Annotated in this window: 17 protein-coding genes; 12 read left to right on the forward strand and 5 right to left on the reverse strand. The window is 68.0% G+C overall.

Features of this window, described 5'->3' with window-relative positions; translation table 11 throughout:
* The 4 genes from ABD901_RS35900 to ABD901_RS35915 all read right to left on the reverse strand — a co-directional run.
* On the reverse strand, positions 1–769 hold a 769-nt coding region (locus tag ABD901_RS35900), incomplete at its 3' end, for a nucleotide sugar dehydrogenase (protein ID WP_345133920.1).
* Between the two features lie 66 nt (positions 770–835).
* Entirely contained in the window at positions 836–2,197 is a 1,362-nt protein-coding gene (locus ABD901_RS35905; RefSeq protein ID WP_345133922.1) for a hypothetical protein, read from the reverse strand.
* A gap of 57 nt (positions 2,198–2,254) precedes the next feature.
* Positions 2,255–3,553 (reverse strand): hypothetical protein, encoded by a 1,299-nt coding sequence (locus ABD901_RS35910; protein WP_345133924.1) that lies wholly within the window; start codon positions 3,551–3,553, stop codon positions 2,255–2,257.
* Positions 3,554–3,749: 196 nt separating this feature from the next.
* Positions 3,750–4,364 carry a class I SAM-dependent methyltransferase gene (locus ABD901_RS35915; protein ID WP_345133925.1) on the reverse strand — a complete coding sequence of 205 codons (615 nt, stop codon included), beginning with the start codon at positions 4,362–4,364 and terminating at the stop codon, positions 3,750–3,752.
* A 304-nt stretch (positions 4,365–4,668) separates the two neighbouring features.
* Here ABD901_RS35915 and ABD901_RS35920 point away from each other — a divergent pair, with 304 nt between their 5' ends.
* The 11 genes from ABD901_RS35920 (at position 4,669) to ABD901_RS35970 (ending at position 23,807) form a co-directional block, all read left to right on the forward strand.
* Positions 4,669–4,854, forward strand: a complete 186-nt coding sequence (locus tag ABD901_RS35920) for a DUF2304 family protein (RefSeq protein WP_345133926.1) — start codon at positions 4,669–4,671, stop codon at positions 4,852–4,854.
* Positions 4,841–5,542, forward strand: coding sequence for a glycosyltransferase family 2 protein (locus ABD901_RS35925; protein WP_345133927.1), 702 nt, complete (start codon positions 4,841–4,843; stop codon positions 5,540–5,542). The genes ABD901_RS35920 and ABD901_RS35925 overlap by 14 nt, the downstream gene beginning before the upstream one ends.
* 21 nt (positions 5,543–5,563) lie before the next feature.
* On the forward strand, positions 5,564–7,570 hold the full coding sequence (locus ABD901_RS35930; protein ID WP_345133928.1) for a hypothetical protein: 2,007 nt from the start codon (positions 5,564–5,566) through the stop codon (positions 7,568–7,570).
* Between the two features lie 257 nt (positions 7,571–7,827).
* A complete protein-coding gene (locus tag ABD901_RS35935) occupies positions 7,828–9,726 on the forward strand; it encodes a hypothetical protein (RefSeq protein WP_345133929.1) in 1,899 nt (632 codons plus the stop codon).
* A 313-nt stretch (positions 9,727–10,039) separates the two neighbouring features.
* Entirely contained in the window at positions 10,040–11,932 is a 1,893-nt protein-coding gene (locus ABD901_RS35940; RefSeq protein WP_345133930.1) for a hypothetical protein, read from the forward strand.
* Between the two features lie 176 nt (positions 11,933–12,108).
* Positions 12,109–13,275, forward strand: a complete 1,167-nt coding sequence (locus tag ABD901_RS35945; protein WP_345133931.1) for an acyltransferase family protein — start codon at positions 12,109–12,111, stop codon at positions 13,273–13,275.
* 478 nt (positions 13,276–13,753) lie between these two features.
* On the forward strand, positions 13,754–15,793 hold the full coding sequence (locus ABD901_RS35950) for a substrate-binding domain-containing protein (RefSeq protein WP_345133932.1): 2,040 nt from the start codon (positions 13,754–13,756) through the stop codon (positions 15,791–15,793).
* 379 nt (positions 15,794–16,172) lie between these two features.
* Positions 16,173–18,905 (forward strand): S8 family serine peptidase, encoded by a 2,733-nt coding sequence (locus ABD901_RS35955; RefSeq protein ID WP_345133934.1) that lies wholly within the window; start codon positions 16,173–16,175, stop codon positions 18,903–18,905.
* Between the two features lie 352 nt (positions 18,906–19,257).
* A complete protein-coding gene (locus tag ABD901_RS35960) occupies positions 19,258–20,571 on the forward strand; it encodes a hypothetical protein (RefSeq protein ID WP_345133936.1) in 1,314 nt (437 codons plus the stop codon).
* 234 nt (positions 20,572–20,805) lie between these two features.
* Positions 20,806–23,235 (forward strand): choice-of-anchor D domain-containing protein, encoded by a 2,430-nt coding sequence (locus tag ABD901_RS35965; RefSeq protein ID WP_345133938.1) that lies wholly within the window; start codon positions 20,806–20,808, stop codon positions 23,233–23,235.
* A 182-nt stretch (positions 23,236–23,417) separates the two neighbouring features.
* Positions 23,418–23,807 (forward strand): VOC family protein, encoded by a 390-nt coding sequence (locus ABD901_RS35970; RefSeq protein WP_345133942.1) that lies wholly within the window; start codon positions 23,418–23,420, stop codon positions 23,805–23,807.
* Positions 23,808–23,873: 66 nt separating this feature from the next.
* On the opposite strand, the gene ABD901_RS35975 is transcribed toward ABD901_RS35970, so the two are convergent.
* Complete coding sequence (locus tag ABD901_RS35975; protein WP_345133944.1) at positions 23,874–24,686, reverse strand: hypothetical protein; 813 nt, start codon at positions 24,684–24,686, stop codon at positions 23,874–23,876.
* A gap of 176 nt (positions 24,687–24,862) precedes the next feature.
* Between ABD901_RS35975 and ABD901_RS35980 the strand changes: the two genes are divergently transcribed.
* Positions 24,863–26,050, forward strand: coding sequence for a CU044_5270 family protein (locus tag ABD901_RS35980; RefSeq protein ID WP_345133946.1), 1,188 nt, complete (start codon positions 24,863–24,865; stop codon positions 26,048–26,050).
* Positions 26,051–26,053: the final 3 nt, after the last annotated feature.

Genomic DNA, 26,053 nt, shown 5'->3' on the forward strand with positions numbered 1-26,053 from the left:
GCATGTCCGTGGCCCGCGGGTACTGGAATCGGATCGCGTGCCGGATCCGCTCGAAGTCCAGACCGAAGTCGTTGGACATCATCCAGAACTGGTTCGCCGCGGCGAACTTGATGTACCGCCAGGTGTTGGTGAACAACTTCGCGAGCTCGGCCTCCTCGGGCTCGAGCCGCACGATCTGGTCGGCCAGGTTGCGGAAGAGCTTCTCCGCACGCTCGGTCGCCTCGGGCGTACGAGCGGCGACGATCTGCGGTAGCTCGAACAGCTCCGTCATGGCCTTGCCCTCAGCGATGCGCTCCGGGCAGAACGCGACGTCGGCCTTGACCCCGAGCCGCTTGATCAGCTTCTCGGTGAGCGCGGTGACGCCCGGGTGGACGGTGCTGCGCAACACGATGAGCTGCCCGTCGCGCAGGTAGTCCGCGCACCGCTCGATCGCCGCGGGGACCGCCGCGATGTTCGGGTTGAGGTGCTCGTCGACCGGGGTGCCCACGATGACGACGAGGTGCTCCGCCGACGCGACGCTCGCCGGGTCGGTGCTGGCGACGAGCCGGCCCTCGGCGACGGCGGTGGCGAGCGGTTCGGCCGCACCCTCCTCGTCGAAGGGCAGGCGTCCCTCGTTGACCACCGCGACCGCGGCCTCGTTGATGTCGTACAGGGTGACCTGCAGGCCTCGTGAAGCCAGGGCGATGCCGAGCGGCAATCCGACCCGCCCGCACCCACCGATCACCACGACGTCGGTGGTGAAGCCTGCCGATGCACTTTCGTCTGACACGCGCTGCCCCTCCTGGAAGGCCGAGATTCGATACCGGCGCTCGGCGCGGGCCGAGCCCGCGAAGGATTATCGACGGAAGTCTTTACATGGGAAGTCGACGTACCACCAGATGTAGGTCCATCGGTGAGACTTGAGGTTCGGGTCGGCGTTGCAGGCTACCTCGGCGCCCTGCATCGCGGACTGCCAGGACGGTCCGGTGGCGCGGAACGAGGGACTGCGATAGTTCACGGCGAAAACCGAGCCGAGGAGCAGCGCAAAGCTGATCACGGCGACCGTGGCGATCCGGCCGGCTGGTGCCCATGCCCGAGTGCCGGGATTGGGTCGAATCAGAGCCAGCACAGCGACGTACAGCAGCAGGGCCGGCACGGCTACGTAGCGCGGCTCGATCCAGCCCATCGAGCCCACCTGCGCGGCAAAGTTGACCACGCTCAGGACCAACGCCACTGCGGCGAGCGCCCACGCCGGACGACTCGAACCCCGTACCGCGACGAACAGCGCGGCCAGCAGGATGACGAGGGCGGCGACCACCAGCGTCCAATGCGGGCGGATGGTGTTGAAGCCGGCCCAGTATTCGCCGAAGAAGGCGCGTGGCAGTGCGACACGCACGTATTCACTGAGGAGCCAGACCGGGTTGTAGTTCGGCACCCCGGATTCACGTTGGTTGTAGCCGGTGACAACCCCGCCGAGCTGGAGCGCCATACCGGCCGTGTATGCCAGCGCGATGAGCCGGGTCGTCCAGTCCCGCACCGCCACGACACGCAGCAGCAGCAGCGGCGCGAACAACACGTTGAGGATGCTGCTGAAGACAAGATATGTGGTGATCAGCGGTGCGGCGATCTTGCCGGTGTGCGTGGTGGGCCGCCAGAAGCAGAGCCAGAACATCGCGTACAGGCCCGGGAAGTGCAGCGTCGCCAGATCCACCTGCATCTGGCTCTGTCCGACCGGGATGAGCAGTACGGGCGCCGCGATCATGAGCCGCAGCCATTTGTTTTCGAAGAACGTCCGGCTGCCGAAGTACGCCACGAACGCGAAGCAGGACAGCATGATCGCGGCGAGGATCGTCATCGCGGCCGGCATATACGCCAGCGGGAACAGATCCGCCACCTCGGTCAGCGTCCGGGGGCCGATGTGCCAGTAGCCGTTGTGCGGGCGGAAGACGGTGTGCTTCCACGATTCGTTGATCGACTGGTCGAGGAACAGCGCGGCGTCTTCGATCCACACCGTGTCGAACGGTCCGTGTCCGCCGACCCGGCCCAGCGAACCGGCCACGGCCGCGACAGCGGCGAGTGCTCCCAGCCACCAGCGGGTCGGCGTGGAGCGGGCCGGTGTTGGGAAGAGCGTCGCGAGCAGGGTAGGAATGCGGCCACCGGCGCGGGGTTGGGGAGTGTCGCCGAGTTGCTCTGCTGATTCGGTGGCGCTGACTGTCACTGTTGGTCCCTTTCTCGCGCACGACGCCGCCGGGAGCCCATCACGGGCCCGGCCGAGTCAGGCGATCCAGCCGCTGTTGAGGTAGTGGATCGTGACGGCGCCCTGCACGGTGAGCGCCAGGTAGAAGTAGGCGTGCGCGAGGTATCGCCGTTGGGCTACTCGGGCCAGCAAGATGAACGCCGGGAAGATCTCCAGCACATGCCGGGAGGCCGATGGCAGGCGGCCGGTGGGCTCGGGCCCGGTCGGGAAGCTCACGATGAACAACCACTGCATGATGCCCAGCAGCGGGAGGGCCAGCAGGTGCCTGGGGAGCTTCCATGGCCCGACGAAGGACAGCGTCAGGAGCGCTCCTGTCAGGAGCACCGCCCCCAGGTTCAGCACGTTCACCTGGTTGACGGAGATCGGCGTGGTCGCGACCCCGTGGATCGTGTCCCCGATCGACACCCACGGACCGGCGAAGTGCCGGCCCCAGTTCGCTTGGGCGTGGCTGAACAGCAGCGCGTCGCCGTAGACGTGCTGCGTGTAGGCCGCGTAGGCGACCAGCCCCATCGGCACCAGTCCGATCGCCAGCACGTCCCAGCGGAACCGTCGTAGCTTGAACTCGTGCTGGCGCAGGTATTCGTAGGCGAACGGCACGGCGAGCAGAACCCCGGAGGCGCGGGTGCCCGACGCCAGCGCGGCGAAGACACCGGCGATCCACCAGTGCCCAGTTCGCAGTGCGTAGACGCAGGTGATGGAGAAGAACAGGATCAGCCCCGAGGGGTACGGCGCGACCAGGAAGAACGCGGTCGGGAACACGACCAGCACCGCCATCGCCCGGTTCGCGGTCCGCTCGTCGAACTCCCGGCTGACCAAGCGGTGCAGCATGACCAGCATGCCCAGCAGCGCGAGGCTGGAGACGACCAGCCCGGCGAAGACCGGTGGCCCCGGCACCACCCAATCGAACCAGCGGACCAGCAGACCGTAGAGCGGGAAGAACGCCCCGATGCGAGTGTCCTGCGGGGTGTACATCCCGTCGTAGCCGTCAGTGGCGATGATGCGGTAGAAGCCCCAGTCCCACTGCCCCCAGGCGCCGACCAGCACCTTCCAGCTGGTCGGCGTGGGCTTGAGCAGATGCGCGAAGTACGTGAGCAGCATCGCGTTGCACATGCACAGCAGCCAGGTGCTGGCGCCGGCGAACAGTGACCCGCCGTACCAACCGCGGACGATGGCCAGTCGGCCCGGCGTGCCGGCCGATGGCTCCACGGGCACGACCGGGATCTCGGACGTGTCAGTCACCCGTGCGTGCCTGCCGGTCGAAACGCTGGCGCGGGGGGCCTCGCCGAGGACGGTGGTGTCGGGGGTGGGTCGTGTCACGCGCGAAGTGTATGAAACACGAGGCCGCCATGCTCTCCCGGTCGGTCGGTGAACCTGTCCGGCCGGGACGTCGGCGAAGTGGATGCCACGGACGACACCGCGCACGCGAGGTGGTCGAAGCAGTAGGGCCGCGGGGATCACCGCGCTGTGCGGGAGGTGATCTCCTGGGCGCCGGCGACCGACAGCTGACGGAACTTCACGGCTTGCGGGCCACAGTCACAAACTCGTTGTAGGTGAAGACCTTCCCGGTCGGGCGCGGGAACGGGAACGAGTATTGCCGGTCCAGGGTAAGTCCCAGATCGGTGCAGATCTTGCCGACTTCGTCGAAGCCCGAGAACCTGACATGAGTGGCATCGCTGGCGAAGCCCCGCTCCTGCGGCGTGATGAAGACGGCACGCCCGCCCGAGCGAAGGAACGGCAGGTAGGAGGCGATGATCTCCTTGGCCTGGTCTTCCTCGACGTGTTCGATCAAATGCGCGCCGAGGATCGCGTCGAAGCGCCCGGGAGTGGCGTATTCGGACTTGAAGAAGTCCTCGATGGTGAACGCGGTGAGGCCGGCCGCCCGGCAAGCCGCGATCGAGGTGGCGTTGTGGTCCACGCCCACGCCGTTACCGTCAAGGTGCGAGAGGTTGCGGCCGATGCCGCAGCCGACGTCGAGCGTGAAGCCCAGGTCGAGCCGGCGGATGTTCCACCGGTACGGGGCCTGCACGTTCAGTGCCCGTTTCCAACCGGCACCACTGAGGCGCTGCAGACGGTCGGTGTAGTCGACGCCTTCGGTCTTGCCGCCGGAGGCCTTCAAGGTCTCACTCACCGTGTCACCTTCTCAGACCACTTCACCCGGGGCAAGTAACCCGATTCACCCGGCACATCGAGCCGGATGAAGCGCTCCGCTCAGGAAGACCAGTCTGCGGTCGGCGAGTGACCGCCGGTGAGCATCGTCGATGAAGGCCGGCCTGGATATCACCGACGCGGCGGCGGTCCGCGTGGTGGCCGACAGCCACCACGGTTGGCCGCGCTCGCGGCGCTCGGCTACATGAACGAACCGTTGCGCAGGCGGCAACTCCAGGAGATGGTGCTGCCGCTCGGGTATTTTCCGACGCTCGCTCGCCGTTACAGTGGCGGCGTCCATCGGCATCGCGTCCGGCGTCAGCGTGGTGCTCCTCCTCGGCACCGTGTTCCTGTTGCTCCTGTGCGTGCACCTGAGCTGGGAAGTCAGCCCCCTCGAGGAAGAGACCAGGACTCTCGCGGAAGACATGGCGCTGATTCGCACCGAGCGGGAGTGCAGTGATGATCAACGGTAAGCGCGTCCTCATCATCATCCCGGCATGGAACGAGTCGGGCTCGATCGCGGAGGTCGTCGCGGAGGTCAAAGGCGAACTGCCCGGGGTGTCCGTGATCGTGGTCGACGACGGCTCCACTGACGACACCTCGGCGCGGGCCGCGTCCGCCGGCGCGATCGTCGCGCGACTGCCGTACAACCTGGGCGTCGGCGGCGCCATGCGGGCCGGCTACCGGTATGCCCGTGATCACGGTTTCGACGTGGCCATCCAGGTGGATGCCGACGGTCAGCACGACCCGCGGTACATTCCGAAGCTCGTGGACGCGCTCGACGACAACGATCTCGTCATTGGCGCCCGTTTTGCCGGCGAGGGTGGATATGCGGTCAAGGGGCCCCGGAAGTGGGCGATGAGGCTGCTGTCGTTGGTGATCTCCCGGCTGGCCCGCACCCGGCTCACCGACACCACGTCGGGGCACCGCGCGTGCAACCGCCGGCTCATCGAGCTGTTCGCCAACTGGTATCCGGCCGAGTATCTCGGCGACACCATCGAAGTCCTGGTGCGGACGGCCCGGATGAAGTACAAGATCACTCAGATTCCGGTAGCCATGCGGCCACGCATGGCAGGCACCCCGAGCAACTCGCCCCTCAAGGCATCGATCTACCTCGGCCGTGCCGGCATCGTCCTGCTGCTTGCGTTGATCCGCGCCTGACTCTCTCAAGGAGCCCCTCCCTTGACCGCCGTCACCTCCGGTAGCAACACCGTCACGACCAGCCCGGCACCGACCCGGCGTTCGCGGGCGCCGCTAGGCTGGCTGGCCGCGTTCGCGCTGGCCTGGCTGCTGCCGCTGGCAACCCATCTGATCCACGCCGACATCCTGCTGCTCGTCCTGGTCGTGGGGGGTCTGGCCAGCCTGCAGCGGGGCACGGCCGGATGGTTCGACCGGTTGGTGGTCAGCCTGGCCCAGCTGTTCCCGGCGGTTTGCGTGGCCGGACTGTTGTTTTCGGTCTGGCCCTGGCACCTGCACCCGGTGGCGGTCGGTGGGTTCGCCCTGACTGTCCTGGTGTTGCTGTCGCTGCTCACCGGCCGCCGACCGGCGCGGCCCGGTCGCTGGCGAGCGCGGGACTGGGTGCTGGCCGTCGGCTTCGGTGCTGCGACGGCGCTGGCCCTGGAGCCGTTCGTGCTGCGCGACCTGGGTGGCCGGCTCGGCATGCTGATCCCCGGCGAGGACATGTCCCGGCATTTCCTGCTGTTCGACATGATCGGCCGGGTCGGTGGCTACGCCTTCCTCAACCCGCAGGAGTCGCTGCGGTATGCGCCGGCCGATCTCGCTGAGGGCATCCGGAACTATCCGCAAGGTACCCACTTCACCTTCGTCGTGCTGGACCACTTCATCCGCTCGTCGGACACGGCGGCGGTCGATGGCACGGTCTCGATGAACGTGATGGTCTGGCTCTGCGTGGCCGCCTTCGTGTTCCTCATGCTGGCGGTGCTGTGGGGTGCGCGCCGGGTCGCCGGAACCGGCGCGAGCCCGGTCCGACTGCTTGCCACGGTCGGATTGATCGCCGCCTGGCTGTTCTTCGGTGACCCGGTGTCGGTGCTGGCTCGCGGATTCCCGAACGAACTGGTAGGCCTCGCCCTCGCGGCACTGCTGACCGCGCTGGTCGCCCGCCCGCTGGCCAGTTACGGTGAGCAACTCGCCACGATGGCGCTCCTACTGGTCGGCGTCTCGTTCAGCTACCACCTCTTCCTGCCGTACTCGGTGGTCATGGTCGGCATCTGGGGATGGCGGGAACGGCTCTGGCGCCGTCCGGTGGCATGGCTGGTCGCGGTGCTCATCGCGGCTCCGGTGCTGTTGACCCCTCTGCTCAACGCGAAGGCGGCCAGTGGCTACCAGCTCACCCTGCCCGGCACCGCTCAGGTCACCGACCGGCCGGCGACGCTGGTGCTCATCGCGTTGGCGCTGCTCTGCCTGGCCCGGCGAGGCGGCCTGCGGGCACCGGGAAACCGGAATGCGGCGCTGGGTGTCGTGGTCGCGGGTGCGATGGCGGCGGCTGTCGCCACATACCAACTGATCACCATCGGCCGCACCATCTACTACTTCGAGAAGACCCTGCACCTGGTCATCATCGTGGCGCTGGTCGGTCTTGGCGGGCTGGCCCGCATGCTGCCGCGCCGCACGGTGCCCGCCTTCGCCGTGGTGCTGCCACTGGTCATCGCGCTGATCGTGGCCGGTGGCCGTTGGCACGACCGGCCCTTCAGCAACGGGCTGCGGCTGGCGGCCGCGCTCGAGCGAGGCTCACCCGATGGCGCGCGTGATGCGATTCTGATGACTCGAATGTTTCCGGACGGCGGCGGCATGATGAATGTCGACCTCATGAGTTCGCCGTATCGAAACTGGTACGCGTCGACCTACGCATCCGTGATGCAACGCAACTACCGGTACGCGCAAGTCTGGTACCTGTGGCAGGACCCGCTGCGAACGCCGAAGACGCTCGAATCTCTGGAAACCCTGGTGCGGGACAGCCCGGTACCGATCCGATTTTTTGTTTTCGATCCCCAGGCCAGCTTCCTCGTGCTGGATCCGGACCACCCGGTCCGGGCGTCGGCGCAGCCTGGCGTCAGCCGATCGGCATACGGTGACCCCCGGGCCAAATCGAACATTGAGGCAGCCGAGTATTTGGCGGCCAAGTACCCGGACAAGGTGCACATCGTGCACGCCGTTCCGCCCAACCGGTGACACGGTCGTGTCGGTGTTGCCGGGCCATGGCCGCCCCCCGGCGCGGCCTGCGGCCGGATCGCCCGGGAAGCCGTCCAGAGCCGGCCCGGGCCGACATCCCGACCCGACACTTTCACGCAAACCAGGCACGAGCCTTCCACGCAAACCAGGACACGAGCCGACGAAGCCCACCAACCCAATTGTGGTAGCGTTGGCCGCTCCGAGCGGTGCAAGCCTGGCCGGTGGCGAGCCACAATCCGCGACATGTCGAGGGGACGATGGTAAGTCAGCACGCTGACGCCGCGGCGGCGAAGCCTTCGCAGCAGGACCCAGCCCAGGTGATCGTGAGCCCGTCGGACGGGCCCACATCAACGGCATTACGAACCGGGCAGGACCCGAGTTCCGATCAGCCCGCGGTCGAGTCGGATACCGCTCGCCGGAAGCTCAGCGGGCGGTGGGTCGTCATCGCCGTCATCGTTGGCTACCTCTTGCAGGTCGGCTGGCGGGTGTGGTTGTCGCGGCACCTCAACGTTCCCGCCGCCCACGCTGACGAGGACGGCTACCTGGTGGCCGCCCGCGTGCTGGCCGGTGGCGCCGGTGGTGAGACCACAGACAACGAGACGTTCCGGCGCATGGGCTATCCGATGCTCATCTCCCCGGTGTACTGGTTCACCCAGGACACCTTCACGGTGTACCGCAGCGTGCTCGTCATCAACGCCGTGCTCAACGCGCTGGTCTTCCCCCTGCTGTATCTCTACGCCCGGCGGACCCTCGCGCTGTCGGCGCGTACGGCGCTCGGCGGAGCCTTCGTCGCCGCGGCGATGCCGGCAGTCGTCTTCTACTCGCAGTTCGCGCTGACCGACTCCGTGCTCGGCACCATGGTCATCGCCTGGCTCGTGCTGGCCCACACCTGGCTGGCCGGCACCACGGCCCGCGTGCGGGTGCTCGGCGCACTGGGTTCCGGCGCGATGGCCGGCCTGCTGTTCGTCACCCACATCCGCGGCACCATGGTGGTGCTGGTCCACGTCCTGCTGATCATCACAGTGCTGCTCCTGCGGCGCAGCGGCTGGGCGACCACCCTCGCCGCGATCGCCGGTGCCGGCGTCGTGATGACCCTCGACCCGATCCTGAAAGCCGTCAGCGCCAACGCGATCGACACCGCCGGCAACAGCCCGACGAACACCACCATCAAGGCGTTCACCACGTTGAGTGGCCTGGGCCGGCTGTTGGGCACCGCCGACGGCCAGCTCTGGTATCTGTGTGTCGGCACGTTCGGCCTCGGCGCGATCGGCATCATCACGGCGGTGCTGCCGCTGACCCGCTTGCGGGCGCTGCGGGTCGAGCTCACCGACGCATCCTCCGCGGCCCGCCGGATCATCGTGACCGCGACGCTGTTCACCACGCTGCTCATCGCGCTGACCAGCTCGGCCGCGCTGCCGCCCGGCGACAACCGGATCAACTACTACGCCTACGCGCGCTACATCCACATGCTGTTCCCGCTTTGGCTGCTGATCGGCCTGACCGCGCTGCTGTCGGCCAAGACCCGCCGCCAGGCCCTGACGCTCGGCGGTTACGCCGCCGCGTTCACACTGCTCACCGGTGCGGTCGTGTCGATCCGGACCCGCGTGCACGGCTACGGCAGGTTCCTCAGCTTCGACTCGCCGGAACTGTCCTTCATGGGCTGGAAATGGGATCACATCGCGGTCACCAAGCCCACCATTGTCGCGGTGGTCCTCCTGGCCGGGATCGTCGTGCTTCTCCGGCGTCCTCGCTGGGGCTTGCCGCTGGCAATGGCCGGCATCGGGCTGGTGGTCGCCGCCAACATGGTGGTCGCGACGCAGAAGATCAGCACGGCGATGGAGGTCAACCAGTACCGTCCCGGCACGCCGCTCATCGTCCGTGACGGTTACGTCCACGAAGGTGATCGGGTCGCGTTCGCGAAACAGCAGGTCGTCTGGTTCCTCCAGTACAACCACATGCGCGAGATCTACTGGACTCCGCTGCTCATCTGGGACCAGACGGTGGACCCGACCCCACCGAGCGGTGCGAACGTTGTCATCGCGCCATATGACCCGCCGGAGAGCGCCAAGCTCGAGACTTGGGACGGCCAGCGGTACGGCTTCCGGCTCGTGGTGAGCGATCCGAACCAGCGATGGGCTCTCTGGCGCAAGGGTTAACGTTTCTTGAACGGATCGGTCTTCCGTAGCAGGTCGGCGACTCGTAAACTCTGCCGGGCTCGGTGATCGGGATGTCACTCAACTCGGTGGGCGACGGTCGATCCGGACGTTAGGTCGAAGAATCAGGAGCAATCCCTATGGACACGTCGATTGCGTTGTGTGGGGGAGCGCTCCGGTGACCGCGCCGGTATTCGAGGAGGGCAGGCGAGCGTCTTCCGAACCGTCGGACCACGATGGCCGACCCGGCGCACGTCAGGTGCCGGGCCGGGATCAGGCTGGTCGAGCGTCGGCCGGCCGCGGCCGGCTCCTGCGGGTGCGGATCGGACTGGTCGGTGTCATCGCCGCATGGGCCGTCCCGGTCGCGACCCACCTGGTCGGGTTCGACGTGGTGCTGCCGGTGCTCGTCTGGGTCGGTACGGCATCGCTGCTTCGCGCCGGCCGGACCTTGCTCGACCGGCTGATGATCGCGTTCGCCGTGCTCAGTGGCGGGGTCAGCCTCGCCGCGCTGCTGTTCTCGGTCTGGCCATGGGGTCTCGAGCCGGTGCCGGTGGCCGGGACGGCGCTCACTACGTTGGTCCTGATCGCGGTCATCACGGGGCGCCGGCCCAAGTTGCCGGCCCGGATCGACCCGTCTGATGTGGTCCTGGCCGGTGCCTCGATCCTGGCGGCGGTGCTGGTCCTGCGACCGCTCGCGCCGAGCCCGACCGCCGCGTTGAAGGTGCTCGCGCTCGGCGAGGACGCCGCTCGGCACTTCGGCATCTACGACAACATCTACCGCACCGGTGGCCTGCTTGCGTTCCACCAATCGGAGATGGCGGTGCCGCTCCAGTCGGGCTTCGCCACCTATCCGCAGGGCGCGCATTTTACGTTCGTGCTCGTCAACAACTTCGTCCACTCCGGCTCGAGCTATGGCACGCCGCTCACCCGCTTGCACAACTTCGCGTTGTTGTATGGCTTGACCCTCGCGCTGAGCATCGCCTGCGTCATGTGGGCCGCCCGGTGGGTGGGCGGGCAGCGGTTGCGTGGGTGGGCCTTTCTGCCCGTGGCCGCGATCGTCACCGGCTTCCTGTTCTTCGGCGACGGCATCCCCATCTTCACACACGGTTTTGTCAGCGAGATCGCTGCCTTCGGGCCGTTCGCCCTGCTCATCGCGGTGCTGGCACGTCCGTTGAGCGATCCGCGCGAGCAGATCGTGACGGCCGCGGCACTGCTGTGCACCGTGTCCATGACCTACTACCTGTTCCTGCTCAGCACGTCGGTGGTCGTGGTGATCTGGGCCATCGGCTACCGCCGCCACCTGCTGAGGTACTGGCGCTGGACGCTCGGCGCGATCCTCGTCGGCGGCCCGGTCGCGCTGTTCGCGCCCCTGATCAACCTGCGCCAGGCAAACTCGGTCACGCAGCTGACCCGCGATGGCGGCGTCCAGCCGATGAATGTCGTGCTGCTGACGGTACTGCTGGCCGCAGTCCTGCTTGGGCTGGTCATCCGCCGGACCGCCCGGAGCAGCCCGGCCTGGCGGATGATGCTGGTCTGGGTGGTGACCAGCGTGGCATACGCCGCGGCGCTCTTCGCGGCCACCACCGGCGGCGCCACCCGGTATTACTACGAGAAGTCACTGCACGAGCTGCTGATGGTGCTGCTGGTCGGCGCGGGCGCGACGGTGATGCTGGTGCCGGGGGCGATCCGGGCGCCGAAGCGGCGGCGCCAGCGTTGGCTGGCCGGGCTCGCGCCTTCCGCGGTTGCCGCGGCGGCCCTGCTCGTCGGCGCGATCTTCTTCGGCGGGCCGACGGGCCACGGGTTCCGGTATCCGCCCAACGGCCGGAGCTGGGGGGAGTCATACGCTCGCGACCTTAACAACTTCGTCGCACCGGCGAAGGCCATCGTCGCCACCTACGACAAGCTGCCGCACAACGACGGCTACGTGACGGTGCTGTACGTCAACGGCCGTTACGACGCGCTGACCACCTACAACGGGACGTTGTGGCTCTCCGTGCTCTACAACAACCATGGGCGAGCGTGGCGGGACACCCTCTGGGTTCTGCCGACGCCGACCAAGAGCCAGGCGGAGTTGGAGCAGTTCATTCGGGACAGCCCCGACCCGGTGCGGTTCGTCACCAACGCGCCGTTGGTGTCAGCGGCGGTCGCGCATGTCCGGCAAACCGACCCGAGCGTTCGGGTCGAGGTCGTGCCGATCACGTATCCGTAGCGGTCGGTAGAACAGCACCAGGAGCGGCCCGGAAATCCGCGACGCTGCTCCTGGTATCGAGAAATGTGCGCAGCTCCGTCCTCCGTCCGCAGGCAGCGGGGGTTTGGCGGGCGGCCGACGGCTCGCTAGATTGTCCCGGCCAGCCCCCGTCCGGTAAGGAGCCAGCGTTGGCGTCGATGACCTATGACGAGTTCCGTGCGCTCCGGCGGTTTCCGGCGCTCGACGGGCTGCGCGCCATCGCCGCACTGATGGTGGTGATGTTCCACTTCGGGGGTACCGACTGGCGTTGGCTGTCCGGCCACAGTGGGGTGCACATCTTCTTCGTGCTCTCCGGCTTCCTGATCACTACGCTCGCTCTGCGCGAGGAGGAGCGGTCGGGCCGCATCTCGTTCGCCGATTTCTACGTGCGCCGGCTGTTCCGCATCGTGCCGGTCTACCTTGTGGTGCTCATCGCCATGGCGGTCTACTTCGCACCACCCGGACAGCCGATCGGTGACCTGCACGGCGGGATGCCCTACTACCTGACATTCATGAACGAGTTCAGTGCGTCCGGAACCTTCACCATCTCCTGGACGCTGGGGATCGAGCAGAAGTTCTACCTGTTGTGGCCGCTGGCCGCATTCGCCGCAGGGGCCGTCTCGCTCGGTCGGCGGCTCGGGGTGACGTTCGGGCTCATCGCCGCCGCCGCGGTGGCCGCGGCGCTCAGTCGTGACCTGTTCATCCACTACATCCCGATCCTGCTCGGCTGTCTCCTGGCGATCCTGGCGCACCATCCGCGGGGGTTCGCGATCATTCGACCCCTCACACACCCGATTGTCGGCACCGCGCTCGCCCTCGGGTTCGTCGGGGCCCAGCTTGCGCTCGGCCCGGCCTACCGCACCTTCGGCGAGGTCAAGGTCATCCCGTGGTACGCGCTGTGCGTCGTCCTGGTGCTGCCCGGCCTGCTCGCCCGCTCGCCCGGCACCTGGCTGCTGTCGACGCGGGTGCTGGGCTTCATCGGGGAGCGGTCCTACTCGCTGTACCTGGTGCAGGTGCTGGCCGGCGCCGCGGTGCTGTGGCTGGTGAAGGTCGGCAACCAGCTACTCGGCACCGGGTTCGTGCTGGACTACGGCAACGTCAGGGCGTTCCTCGTCGCGCTCGTCGCGCTGGCGATGGCCGATGTGCTCTACCGCTTGGTCGAGCAGCCGTTCATCAGGCTCGGTCGGCGGATCATCACCTGGCGGCGAGCTCGTCTGGAGGCGAGCGCCAGGCACCGCCAGGCGCCGACGGCCACCCCGGCCGACCTCGGTATGGCGGAGCCGACCCCGACCCCGCCGCAGAGTCCGTCGCGGGGCCGCCCGTAGAGGTCGCCGACCTGCAAGTCGAGCCCCTTCGGCTGTGTCATCGTCACCGATCAACGACCGGTGCCCGCTGCCCTCCAGCGTGCGACGAGCCCCACGGCGAGGTTGACGGCCCCGGCGACGAGGAAGAACGCGCCGATGAAGCCGAACTTCGAGCGATCATCCTCCGGCTGGCCGCCAGCAGGAAACATCCGCCGGCGAGCCAGGTCAGCGCCAATATCCCGACCAAGCCGCGGATCGAACGCGGCTTCCTCCTGGCTCGCATCGCCTCACGGTAGGTCGTCTGTACAAGGCGCGGTGAGATGTTCACCCGCTGCATGTCCGTTGTAGAGCGCCGTCGGTCCTTGACGACACCCGACACGTCGAGTGTCGATCGCCGACACAGCTTGTGCGGACGGGCGCTCGGCTCGTCCGGCGACCGGAACGGGGGCCGGCAGCGGTGGATTGGTGTAAACGTTCCTGGCGGTACCGTCGATCGGCGGTGCTCGCGGCCGCCCTGCTCGGGGCCGTGGTGAGCCTTGCCGGGCCGGCGCGGCCGGCGGCGGCGGCGAGCTACGTGCCGATTTCAGGGGCCGGCTCGACCTGGTCCTATAACGCCATCCATGCCTGGATCGGCAACGTCGCGCAGTTCGGCATGCGCGTCGACTACGAGCGGTCCGGTTCCACCACCGGCCGGGCCAAGTTCAGGCAGGGCGTCGTCGACTGGGCCGCGTCGGATATCCCGTACGGCGTCCAGGACGGTGTGGAGGCCGACCCGCCGCCGCAGCGCGGCTTCGCGTACATGCCGGACACCGCCGGTGGTACGGCCTTCATGTACAACCTCAACGTCGGCGGTCACCGGGTGACCAACCTGCGGCTGTCCGGGGAGAACATCGCCAAGATATTCACCGGCGTCCTGACGCGGTGGGACGACCCGGCGATCGCCGCCGACAACCCCGGCCTGAGCCTGCCGGCCATCGCCATCGTGCCGGTGGTCCGCACCGACGGATCGGGCTCCACCGCCCAGTTCACCAAATGGATGACGGCGACCGAAGGACAGTACTGGACGGCGTACTGCGCCGCGGTCGGGCGCAGCCCGTGCACCCCGACCTCCGCGTACCCCGTGCTGAACGGCTCCGCAATGGTCGGGCAGCCCGGCGACCTGGGGGTCTCCGGCTACGTGGCCCAGGCGGGGGCGAACGGCGCGATCGGCTTCGTCGAGTACTCCAGCGCGATCCAGGCCGGCTTCCCGGTCGCCAAGATGCTCAACGCCGCGGGCTACTACACCGAACCCACCGCGGGCCATGTCGCCGTGTCGCTGCTCCAGGCGAAGATCAACATGGACCCGAGCAATCGGGCCACCTATCTCACCCAGGATCTGTCCGACGTCTACACGAACCCGGACCCGCGCACGTACGAGCTGTCCTCCTACTCGTACATGATTCTGCCGACCACCACGGAGTACGGCTTCACCAGCGCCAAGGGCTTCACTCTCGGCGATTTCGGCAAGTACGCGCTGTGCCAAGGGCAGACCCAGGTCAACGCGCTGGGCTACTCGGCGCTGCCGATCAACCTGGTGCTGGCCGGCTTCGAGCAGCTGCGCAACGTCCCCGGGGCGCAGGTGCCCACCACGACCGTGGACACCATCCGAACCTGCAACAACCCGACGTTCTCGACCGACGGCAGCAACACGCTGGCCACCAACGATCCGCAGCCGCAGGCATGCGACCGGCAGGGGCCGACCCAATGCGCCAGCGGTACCGGCGTCAGCACCTCGACCTCGATCACCGGCCCGCAGCTGGTGGTCGTGCCGGTCGGTGGCAACGTGACGCTGACTGCCGCGGTCACGCCGGCCACGGCGGCCGGCAACGTCCAGTTCGTCGACAACCGCGTGCCGCTCGCGCCGCCGGTGCCCGTGCTGAACGGCACCGCCCAGTTCTCCACGACGGGCCTCGGCGCCGGAACCCACCTCATCACCGCCACCTTCGCGCCGTACGACACCGGCGCGTTCCTGCCGTCGACCTCGAGCGCGGTCACCGTCAACGTCGACGAAACCGTTGTGGCGGACGAGACGCTCAACGTGAACGTCCCGAACTCCGAGGGCGTGTTCACGATGACGGTGAGCACCACGCCGGTGCAGATGGGCACCGCCGCGCTCAGGGCCGACCACACCTTCGAGTCGACCGGTGAGCTCAGCTCGGTGACGATCCACGACGAGCGCGACCAGAGCCGGCCCGGCTGGAGCGTCTCCGGCCAGCTCGGCGACTTCACCGACGGCGTCCACACGTTCAGCGGCGGCTACCTCGGCTGGGCACCGACGGTCACGACGCAGAACCCGGCCCACGATGTGACCGCCGGTCCGGCCCTGCCCTCCGGCACTCCCCCGGGCCTCGCGGCCGGCAGCGTCCTGGCGACCGCGCCGGCGGCGGGAGGCCTGGGCACCAGCACGCTCGGCGCCACCATCGACCTGAAGATTCCGTCGAGAACCCAGCCCGGCCTGTACTCCGCCACGCTGACCATCACCGCGATCACCACGGCCTGATCCGGAGCTCCGGCGACCGAGGACGGGAACGATCGACGCGAAACGCCGACTTCATCCACGATGACCGAACGTCCACTTGCGACACGGTGCGCGTGCTCGTACTCTCCCCCCGAGGTCGCCGCCCTATCAAGCCGGCGAATCGGGGGAACCAGCATGCGCCTGTTGCGCTCTGTCACGTCGAGTGCGCGCCCGTGATGCTGTCACCGGACGATCCGGGCAGTTCGGCGGGCGGGCCGCCCGGCCGCCGCCACCATCTGGGGACGTTCTTCGCGACGTGATGAACGCGTGTGTCTGGTCTACAGAACATCGAGGGAGGACGGGAGTGGCACTCCCAAGAACCAAAGGGCGGGCGTACCGCGCCGGTACGGTGGCAGCGACGGTGTTGCTCGTTGCCACATTGTCCGATGCCGGTGCGTTCGCCGCGCCGGTGCCGACCGGAGACATCCGGCCGGCGGGCACGGCGAGCGTGGTCGCGGACAGTTACGTGGTGGTCCTCAAGGACTCGCCGTCGGTACAGCAGCAGGGCGTCGACGCCGCCGCCCGGGCACTTACCGGCAGATACGGCGGGAAACTGGGGCACCTCTACCACAAGGCGCTGCACGGTTTCGAGATCTCGCTGAGCAAGGCCGCGGCCGAGCGGCTCGCCGCGGACGCCGCCGTTGAGTACGTGCAGCAAAACGGGGTCTATCGGGCCTCCGGAATCCAGACGAATCCGCCGTCGTGGGGGCTGGACCGAGTCGACCAGGGCGCTCTGCCGCTGGACGGCTCATACACGTACCCGAACACGGCCTCGAACGTGCATGCGTACATCATCGACTCGGGCATTCGCCTGACCCACGCGGACTTCGGTGGCCGCGCTGCCACCGGCTACGACGCGATCACTCCGGGCGGCACCGCCGACGACTGCTACGGCCACGGCACGCACGTCGCCGGCACCGTCGGCGGCTCGTCCTACGGCACGGCGAAGGGCGTCCAGCTGGTCGCGGTGCGTGTTCTCGGCTGCAACGGCAGCGGCACCACCGCGCAGGTGGCAGCGGGTATCGACTGGGTGACGGCCAACGCGGTCAAGCCGGCGGTGGCGAACATGAGCCTTGGTGGCGGCGCGGATCCCACGCTCGACAGCGCGCTGAACACCTCGATCAGCTCCGGCGTCACGTACGCCGTCGCCGCCGGCAACGGCGACGACTTCGGCAACCCGCTGAACGCTTGCAACTTCTCTCCGGCCCGGGTTGCCGCGGCGATCACGGTCGGCGCCACGGACAGCTCCGACAACCGGGCGTACTTCTCGAACTACGGCTCGTGCCTCGATATCTTCGCACCGGGCGTCGGCATCACGTCGGCCTGGAACACCAGCAACACGGCATCGAAGACCATCGACGGCACCTCGATGGCGACGCCGCACGTGACGGGCGCGGCCGCGCTCGTGGCGGCGGCCAACCCGAGCTGGACACCACAGCAGATCCGCGACTATCTCGTCAACAACGCCACCAACGGTGTCGTGGTGGACCCCGGCACCGGCTCGCCCAACAAGCTGCTCCGCGTCGTGAACACCGCGCCGTCCAACGACTTCTCAATGGCGGCCTCGCCCGCGTCCGCTTCGGTGAAGCCGGGTGGCGCGACCACCACGACGGTGAACACCGCGACCACGTCGGGCAGCGCGCAGACCATGACGCTCTCGGCAAGCGGCCTGCCCAGCGGCGCCAGCGCGTCGTTCAGTCCAGCGTCGATCACCTCGGGCGGCTCGTCGACGGTGTCGATCAGCACCAGCGCATCCACGCCGTCGGGCACATATGCCGTAACCATCGTCGGTACCGGCAGCGCGGTGACACGCACAACGAGGTTCCTGCTCAGCGTGAACTCGGCTGAAGGTTCGTATTTTCCGCTCACCCCCAGCCGTATCCTCGACACCCGCGAGGGCAACGGCGCACCCAAAGCACCTCTGGGACCGAACCAGACCCTGCACCTGCAGGTGACCGGCCGCGGCGGTGTACCTGCGACCGGAGTCTCGGCGGTCGTGCTCAACGTGACCGTCACGGGTCCGACCTCGGCGGGATACCTCACCGTCTTCCCGACCGGCGTCACCCGGCCCACGGCGTCCAACCTGAACTTCACCGCCGGCTGGACCGGCGCCAACTCGGTCACCGTTCCGGTGGGCACCGACGGCAAGGTCGACATCTACAACCCCGCCGGCAACGTGAGCGTCATCGCGGACGTGGTCGGCTACTACGCGACCGCGGCGCACCCCACGACCGGTGGGGATTTCTGGTTGAACACCCCCACGCGGGTCGTCGACACCCGCAGCGACGGTTTCGGACCGCTTGACCCGTTCTACGCCGTCTTCGTGCCGCTCGACTACGGCATCGACCTCAACTCCCACGTCAAGGCACTGGCAGTCAACGTCACCGCGGTCGACGGGTCGGCCGGCGGCTACCTGACGGCGTGGAGCGGGACAGACCCGCGCCCGACCGCTTCCACGGTCAACTTCGGGCCCCACGTCGCCGTGCCCAATTTCGCGGTCGTCCCGACCACACTGTGCACCATCAGCCCCGACTGCGCCGGGCTACCGCAGATCGCCGTCTACAACGGCTCCGGCGGCACGACACACGTCATCGTCGACGTCTTCGGCTTCTACGACGACGGCTTCACCGGGCAGGGCATGCGCTTCCACCCGATCACGCCCACCCGGATCGCCGACACCCGTACCGGCCTTGGCGCCACCCGGCTCCAACCGAACAGCAACACGGTCATCCAGGCGCCGGACACGGTGACCAATCAGCAGTCCCCCGCGATCGTCGCCAACGTGACGGGCGTGGATCCATCGAACTCGACCTTCCTGACCCTGTACGCCTACGGTGACAGCCGACCCACCGTCAGCAACCTCAACCTGTCAGCGCATGAGGTGCGGCCCAACGTGGCTTACATCGCGCTGGGCGACGGCGGCAAATACGTCGTCTACAACCCGGCATGGACGGTTGACGTGGTCATCGACGTCGCCGGCACGTTCCAGCTACAGGGGAGCTCGGCCCTGCAAGCCAGCGGATCCGCAGGCGGACCGAAGCTCGACGGGAACGGGCCGAAACCGGCCGGCTCATACCGGCTCCAGCTCGGATAACACCTTCTGACCCGTTCCAACCGGTCCGCAAGCACCGGCGCACAAACCGACGGCGCCATCGGGGATGAGACCCCGGTGGCGCCGTCGCGTCATGTCTATGCGATCTACAACGCCGCTGCAACGCAGGCGAAGGACCTTCGCGGGTGCCTCGGATCGCCACGTACCGTGCGAACTGGACGGTATTGGCAACTGAATACCTGGTGAATGTCGACCACGAAAACAAATGTGGCAATGATTCGATACGAACAGTCCCTTGTGGAGGAATGTGCATAATGGTTACCGTACAACTGTTCTGCGCATCGCTGCGCCAACAACGGGGAGTCACATGCGTCTCACGCGAACAGTAGGCTGCGTGCTCGGAGCCGTAGCGCTCACCGCGGCCATCATGCCGGCTCAGGCCAACGCGGCCCCGGCACAGGTCAAGGCCGCCGCCGTGGATCCGGCCACGCCTGAAGGCACCTATTTCCCGCTCTCTCCCAGCCGTATCCTCGACACTCGCGAGGGCAACGGCGCACCCAAGGCACCTCTGGGACCGAACCAGACCCTGCACCTGCAGGTGACCGGTCGCGGCGGTGTACCCACGACCGGCGCCTCGACGGTCGTGCTCAACGTGACGGCGACCGGCCCCAGCTCGTCGGGCTACCTCACCGTCTTCCCGACCGGGGTGGAGCGGCCGACCGCGTCCAACCTCAACTTCACTCCCGGCTGGACCGGCGCCAACGCGGTCACGGTTCCGCTGGGCACCAACGGCCAGGTCGACATCTTCAACCCGGCCGGCAACGTGAGCGTCATCGTCGACGTGGTCGGCTACTACGCCACCGCCACCGCTCCCGTAAAGGGCGGCAACTTCCGGCAGACCATCCCGGGCCGCGTGATGGACACCCGCACTGACGGCTTCGGCCCGGCCGACCCGCTCTCGCCGGTCTGGGTGGCCGTCACCTTCGGCAACGGTTCGAACGACAGCCACGTGCGTGCCTTCGCAGTGAACATCACCGCTGTCAACGGCAAGCTCGGCGGCTACCTCACGGCGTGGAACGGGGTCGGCACGCAGCCGCTCGCATCCACGCTCAACTTCGGCAAGACCGTGGCCGTGCCCAACTTCGCCGTCGTTCCCACCGCCCCGTGCGACTGGGACGGCTGCGGAGGCTCGCCGATGATCGGCATCTACAACGGCTCCGGTGGCACCACCGACATCATCGTGGACATCTTCGGCTACTACGACGACAGCACGCTCGGCGGTCTTCGGTTCCACCCGATGACGCCGACCCGGATCACCGACACCCGCGAGGCCGGTCAGCACGCGCTCGGGCCGGCGAGCACCACGGTCTTCCCGGCCGCGTCGGCCACCGATGCAAACACCTTCCTGCTCGTTTCGAACGTGACCGGCGTCGACCCGTCGAACTCGACCTACCTGACCCTGTGGTCGGGCGAGGGTGACAGGCCGCTGGTCAGCAACCTCAACCTTCTCCCGCACGAGGTGCGCGCGAACGCCGCGTACGTCGGCATCGACAACAACTTCAACTACAGCGTCTTCAATCCGGCGAACACGGTCCACATGGTGATGGACGTGACGGGCACCTTCGAGCTCCCCGTCGCCGCGCCGGCCGGCCTGGCCGCTTCGGCGGTCGGTGGACCGACGGTGTCCGGACAGACGCACCGCAACTAGTACCAGGCAACGCACTACAGCAAGGAATGTTGGACCCGCACGACCTCGGCGGCGTCACCGGAGCACCACGCTCCGGTGGCGCCGTCGCCGTCAACCCAGCCCGAGTGACAGGGCCGGACAATGCCCCGTCTTCAAGCCATCCACACGCCTTGCCTACGACGGTGGCGTGCATCATTATCTTGATTTGAAACGCCGGGCTATTGCCCGGCGTTCAGCGCGATCGACGGGGATAGCATGCGGACAATTCGCGGCGTCGTAATCGGCGCCCTCGCAGTCCTCCTTTCATCCATCGGAATAACCGACCCCGCCCATGCTGCGGCCGCCGCGGCGCCCGCAGCTCCGTACACGGCCTTCACGATGCACTTCGAGGGCTGGGGCTACATCGACGGGAGCTTCTCCTACGAGGGATCCCGCAACACGCTCGAGGTGTATCAGCAGAACGCGAACGGCTATGCGCTGGTGATGCGCGGCTTCAATGGCAGCCACTGGCACGACTTCAACGTGTCGCCGCCGACCGGCACCCGGTTCGCCGCCGGGCAGTCGTACCCGACCACGACGGGCTTCTCGCCGCTGCCGTCGACGACGCTGCTCAATGTCAGCGGCGACGGGCAGGGCTGCGGGGGAACGGGCACGCTGAACGTCTCCCAGGCGGACTACGACGACGCGACGGGGAAGTTCACCGCCTTCGCGGCGAGCTACTCGATCGCCTGCTCGGGCAACGCGGTGGCCAAGGGTGAGATCCGCTTCCAGTCCAGCACCGGCTACAAGGCCACCGACAGCTGGGAGTACCGGCTGCAGTTCGGGCAGCAGCCCGCGGGCTCAGCGGGCACGCCGCAGGACGTCACCGTCGAGGTGAATGGAACGGAGCCGACCACCTTCGGCGCGGCCTCGCTCTCCGGCGCGAACCCGACGGCGTTCCAGATCTCGGCGAACACCTGCTCGGGCAACACCCTCTCCTACGGCGAGACCTGCAAGCTGACCGTCACGCCGAAGGCGACGGCGCTCGGCGATCAAACGGCGCTGCTGACCTTGGCCGAGAACTCGTTCGCGGGCAAGGTCGTCCGGCTGCTGTCGCTGACCGGCTTCGATGCGCGCGACGCCACGGCGTCGCCGCCGTACTTCGACTTCGGCCAGGTCCCGGCGTACGACACGTCGGCGCCGAAGACGGTGACCCTGACCGGATCCGGCATCTCGCCGATCACCTTCGGCACGGCGTCGATCACCGGCACCAACGCGGCCTGGTTCAAGGTCACCAACGACGGCTGCTCCAACAAGACGCTGGCCAACGGGCAGACCTGCTCGATCACCGCGCTCGCGCGGCCGACGGCGGGCAACCCGGGCGGAGCGGTGATCTCCCTGCCCGACAACAGCACCGCCGGTTCGACGCAGATCTCTCTGGGCGTCAACGGGTTCAACAGCGACCGCGGCACCTACTATCCGATGTCGCCCTACCGCATCATGGACACCCGTTCCGGTCAGGGCGCGCCGAAGGGTGCGGTCGGCAACGGTGGCGTGGTGAGCTTGCAGGTCACCGGTGCGGGTGGGGTGCCCACGGACGCTTCGACGGTCGTGTTGAACGTGACCGTGACCGAGCCCACTGCCGGGGGGTACGTCACGGTCTACCCGACCGGTGTGGCCCGCCCGACGGCGTCTTCGCTCAACTACGCCAAGGGGTGGACCGGGGCGAACTCGGTGACGGTGAAGGTCGGCGCGAACGGCAGGGTGGATCTGTACAACGCGGGTGGCCCGACGCAGCTGATCGCGGATGTGTTCGGCTATTACACGCAGGGCCACGACTGCTGTTCGGGTTATATGGGCGGGCAGTATCACCCGTTGGCTCAGCCGGTCCGGTTGACCGATACCCGGGATTGGGGGATCGGTCGGGTCCCGGCCGGGTACTACATCAACTCTGTCGCGTCCTGGAACACCACGATCGATCCGCATGTGCGGGCGTTCGCGGTCAACGTGACGGCGACCCAGCCGACCGGTGGCGGGTATCTGACGGCCTGGAACGGTTATTCGGGGAGTTTGCCGAACACGTCGACGCTGAACTACACGCCGAACGCTACGGTGCCGAACTTTGCGGTGGTGCCGACCACGCCGTGCGGTGACTGTGGCAGTGCTACGGGGTTGCCGTCGATCGGTGTGTATACCAGCACCAACGCGCACATCATCGTCGACATCGTCGGCTACTACGACGACGGTTCGCTGCCGGGCGGGTTGCGGTTCACCCCGATCGTGCCGACCCGGATCGCGGACACCCGTAGCGGGCAGGGCTGGCCGTCGCGGCTCGGGCCGGGGGCTACGGCGTCGATCGCGGCACCGGGCTCTATCGCGAGCGTTGACACGTGGGCGTTGGCGACGAACGTGACCGCGGTGCTGCCGACCTCGGCCACGTATGTGACGGTGTGGCCGTCCGGGGCCGGGAGGCCGGGCACGTCCAACCTGAACCCGACGGCGGGCTCGATCGTGCCGAACGCGGTGCAGACCATGATCGGCGCGGACGACAAGTTCAACGTCTTCAACGCCGGCGGCTACTGCGACGTGGTCGTGGACGTCGTCGGAACCTTCTACCAGTACCCGCCCTCGACACCATCCGGCTGGAGTACCTCCGCGCCGGTGACCCCGACGGCGCAGTCACCGACACAGGCCAAACAGCTCTAACACGTCAGACGGCTCCAGCAAACACGAGGTCTCCGGTAGGCAGCTACCGGAGACCTCGCCCTTTGCACGGGCCCGCTCTCCACCTGCGAGGAGGCCGTCCACCGGGGTAGCCCGATCTGTGTGATCCGGGGTGACCGGGGTACCCAGTACGTCGAGCAGCGCATGAGTCAGGAGGCACTGCGATGTCCGTACAGCTCAATCACACGATCGTCGCGGCCCGCGACAAGGAGACGTCCGCGGCGTTTCTGGCGACGATGTTGGGGGTGCCGGTGGGTCCCCGCTTCGGCCCGTTCATCCCGGTCGAGGTGAGCAACGGCGTCACCTTGGACTTCATCGACGCCGGCGGCGAGCCCATCGCCTCTCAGCACTACGCGTTTCTGGTCTCGGAAGGCGAGTTCGACGCCATCTTCGGCCGGATTCGGGAGGTCGGGGTCGACTACTACGCCGATCCACACCACGACCGGCCGCGGCAGATCAACCACCGCGACGGCGGTCGTGGTGTGTACTTCGACGACCCGAACGGGCACAACCTGGAGATCCTCACGCGCCCGTACGGCAGCGGCGCGGCGTGATCGAACGCGGACTGAGACTCCGGCCGGCGCCCTGAGCCGAAGATGCTGGAGGCAACCGGGTGGTGGTCAGTTGGGTTCGGGGACGCGGAGCTTGATGCAGTGCCTGGGCGGGTTGACGGCCCGGATGGACCAGGTGCAGCCCTGGCCCCATGCCGTTCCGGTGACATTCGTGACCGGCAGGTTGTCGATGAGGTCGTACTGGGAACAGAAGGACAGGCTCGACGCCGGGGTGGCGTTGAGCAGGGTGCCCGAAGCGCAGGCGGGCTCGAAGACTGTCACCCAGGACTTGATCCAGCGCTGTCCCTCCGGCGAGTCGTCCCAGCCGAAGTAGTCGAAGTCGACGTCACCGATGGTGATCCAGGCGCCCCAGTCCTCGCCGCCGTCGTAGTGCTCGCTGGCGTTGTAGTAATGCCAGCGCGCACCGTTGCCCTCGGTGCGGATGAACTCGTCGGTGTAGGACGAGGGCACATCGATGACATTGCAGTTGGTCTTGTTGTTGTGGGACGTGGAGTCGCGGCACAGCACTGCCGTTACGGCGGTGGTCGAGGTCGGCAGCCCGGTGACCTGCACGGTGGTGCCGCTGCCGCAGGACCAGTGCTCGGTGGTGGCGGCCGCGGTCCATTTGACGTAGGCGCACTTGCCGTCGGCCACGGTGTCGGTGATGTTCAGGACGAATGCGCGCGTCCCAAGCGCGTCCCAGCCGTTCGCCACCAGCTTCGCGCCCGGAACGTCCAGCGTGACCTGGATGCTGGTGCCGCCGGTGTACTTCCAGGAGCCGGACCAGCCGGTGCCGGAGGGAATGGCGAACGCGGCCTGGGGTGCGATCGCCACTGCCGCCACAACGGTGGCCGCGACGACGAGGGCTCGAGTCAATCTCATAGCCGGCGAGTCTGCGCAGCGCCGAGGTTGCATGCCCGTGACTGTCGTTGTTACGACCGGATCGCGGGGTGGCGGTGGCGCGTGAAATGTTGAGACATCCGGGAACCCGGGCCACGCAGCGGACAGGTATGAGCGTGGAATTGCCAACGCGGGGACAACTTCGTGCCGGAGAGCCGGTGGCCTTCGGCCTGCTCTTCGACGCCTACGCGGGGATCGTGTACCGGCACGCGGTGCAACGGACCGGAGATTGGGCCACGGCGGAGGAAGTTGTCTCGTTGACGTTCCTCGAGGCGTGGCGGCTGCGGGAGCGGCTGCTGCCCGAGGGCGGAAGCCCGCTCCCGTGGCTGCTCGGCATCGCCACGAACGTGCTGCGCAACATGTCCCGGGCGGCGCGCCGGCATCGCGAGGCCTTGCAGCGGCTGCCGGCACCGGCGACGCCGGACCTCACGGCCGAGCGCCATCGGCGGCTGCGGGAACACTTCATGCAGGAGCTCACCCAGCCGCGCACCGCGACCCGGGCCGGCTCGCGTGCGGCAGCCGGGCGCCGGCGTTCGCGACCGATGCTCGCGCTGGCGGCCGGGATCGTGGCCGTGGGGCTGGCGGCCGCCGGGACGATGCTGGCCCTGGACTCGACGCCGGAGACCAGGCCCGCACCGATCCTCGTGGTCCAGCAGGGCGACAGTGGGGCCGTGCGGGGGCTGCTCGACCGTATCGCGCTCGCCGCCGGCGTGCGGCCGGCGGTCACTGTCGGCACCGGCCAGTTCCTGTACATCAAGAGCAACGTGTCGTTCATGGTGATCGAGGTCGGCGCCGCGACCAAGGTCCGTCTTCAGGCGGTGCACACCCGTGAGATCTGGTTGGCGCAGGACCCGAAGCGGTCCGGCCTGCTGAAGGAGAACGGGAGGACCACGACCCTCGACCCCGGCGGGCCGACGAACGAGCAGCTGGTCGGTGCGCTGCCGGCCGATCCCTCCGCGCTGCTGGCCAAGGTGTACGCGGACACGAAGGGACAGGGCAACGGGCCGGACCAGGAGGCGTTCGTGCACATCGGCGACCTCCTGTTCGAGTCCCTGCCGAGCCCGCAGGTGAGCGCCGCGCTGTACAGGGCGGCGGCGTTGGTCCCGGGCGTGGTGGAGATCGACGACGCGGTCGATGCCATCGGCCGGCACGGGGTCGCCATCGCGCGCACCGACGAGAAGACCGGCGTGCGCAGCGAATGGATCTTCGATCCCGCCACCTACGCGTACCTCGGTCAGCGCAGCTACACCGTTCGCGACGTCGACGGGATACCGGCCGGCACGGTCACCGGCATCACCGCCGTCATGGAGCGTGCAGTCGTGGACGGGGCCGGACGGACGAAGTGAGCC

This window comes from Dactylosporangium darangshiense (assembly GCF_039537565.1).
Lineage (GTDB): Bacteria > Actinomycetota > Actinomycetes > Mycobacteriales > Micromonosporaceae > Dactylosporangium > Dactylosporangium darangshiense.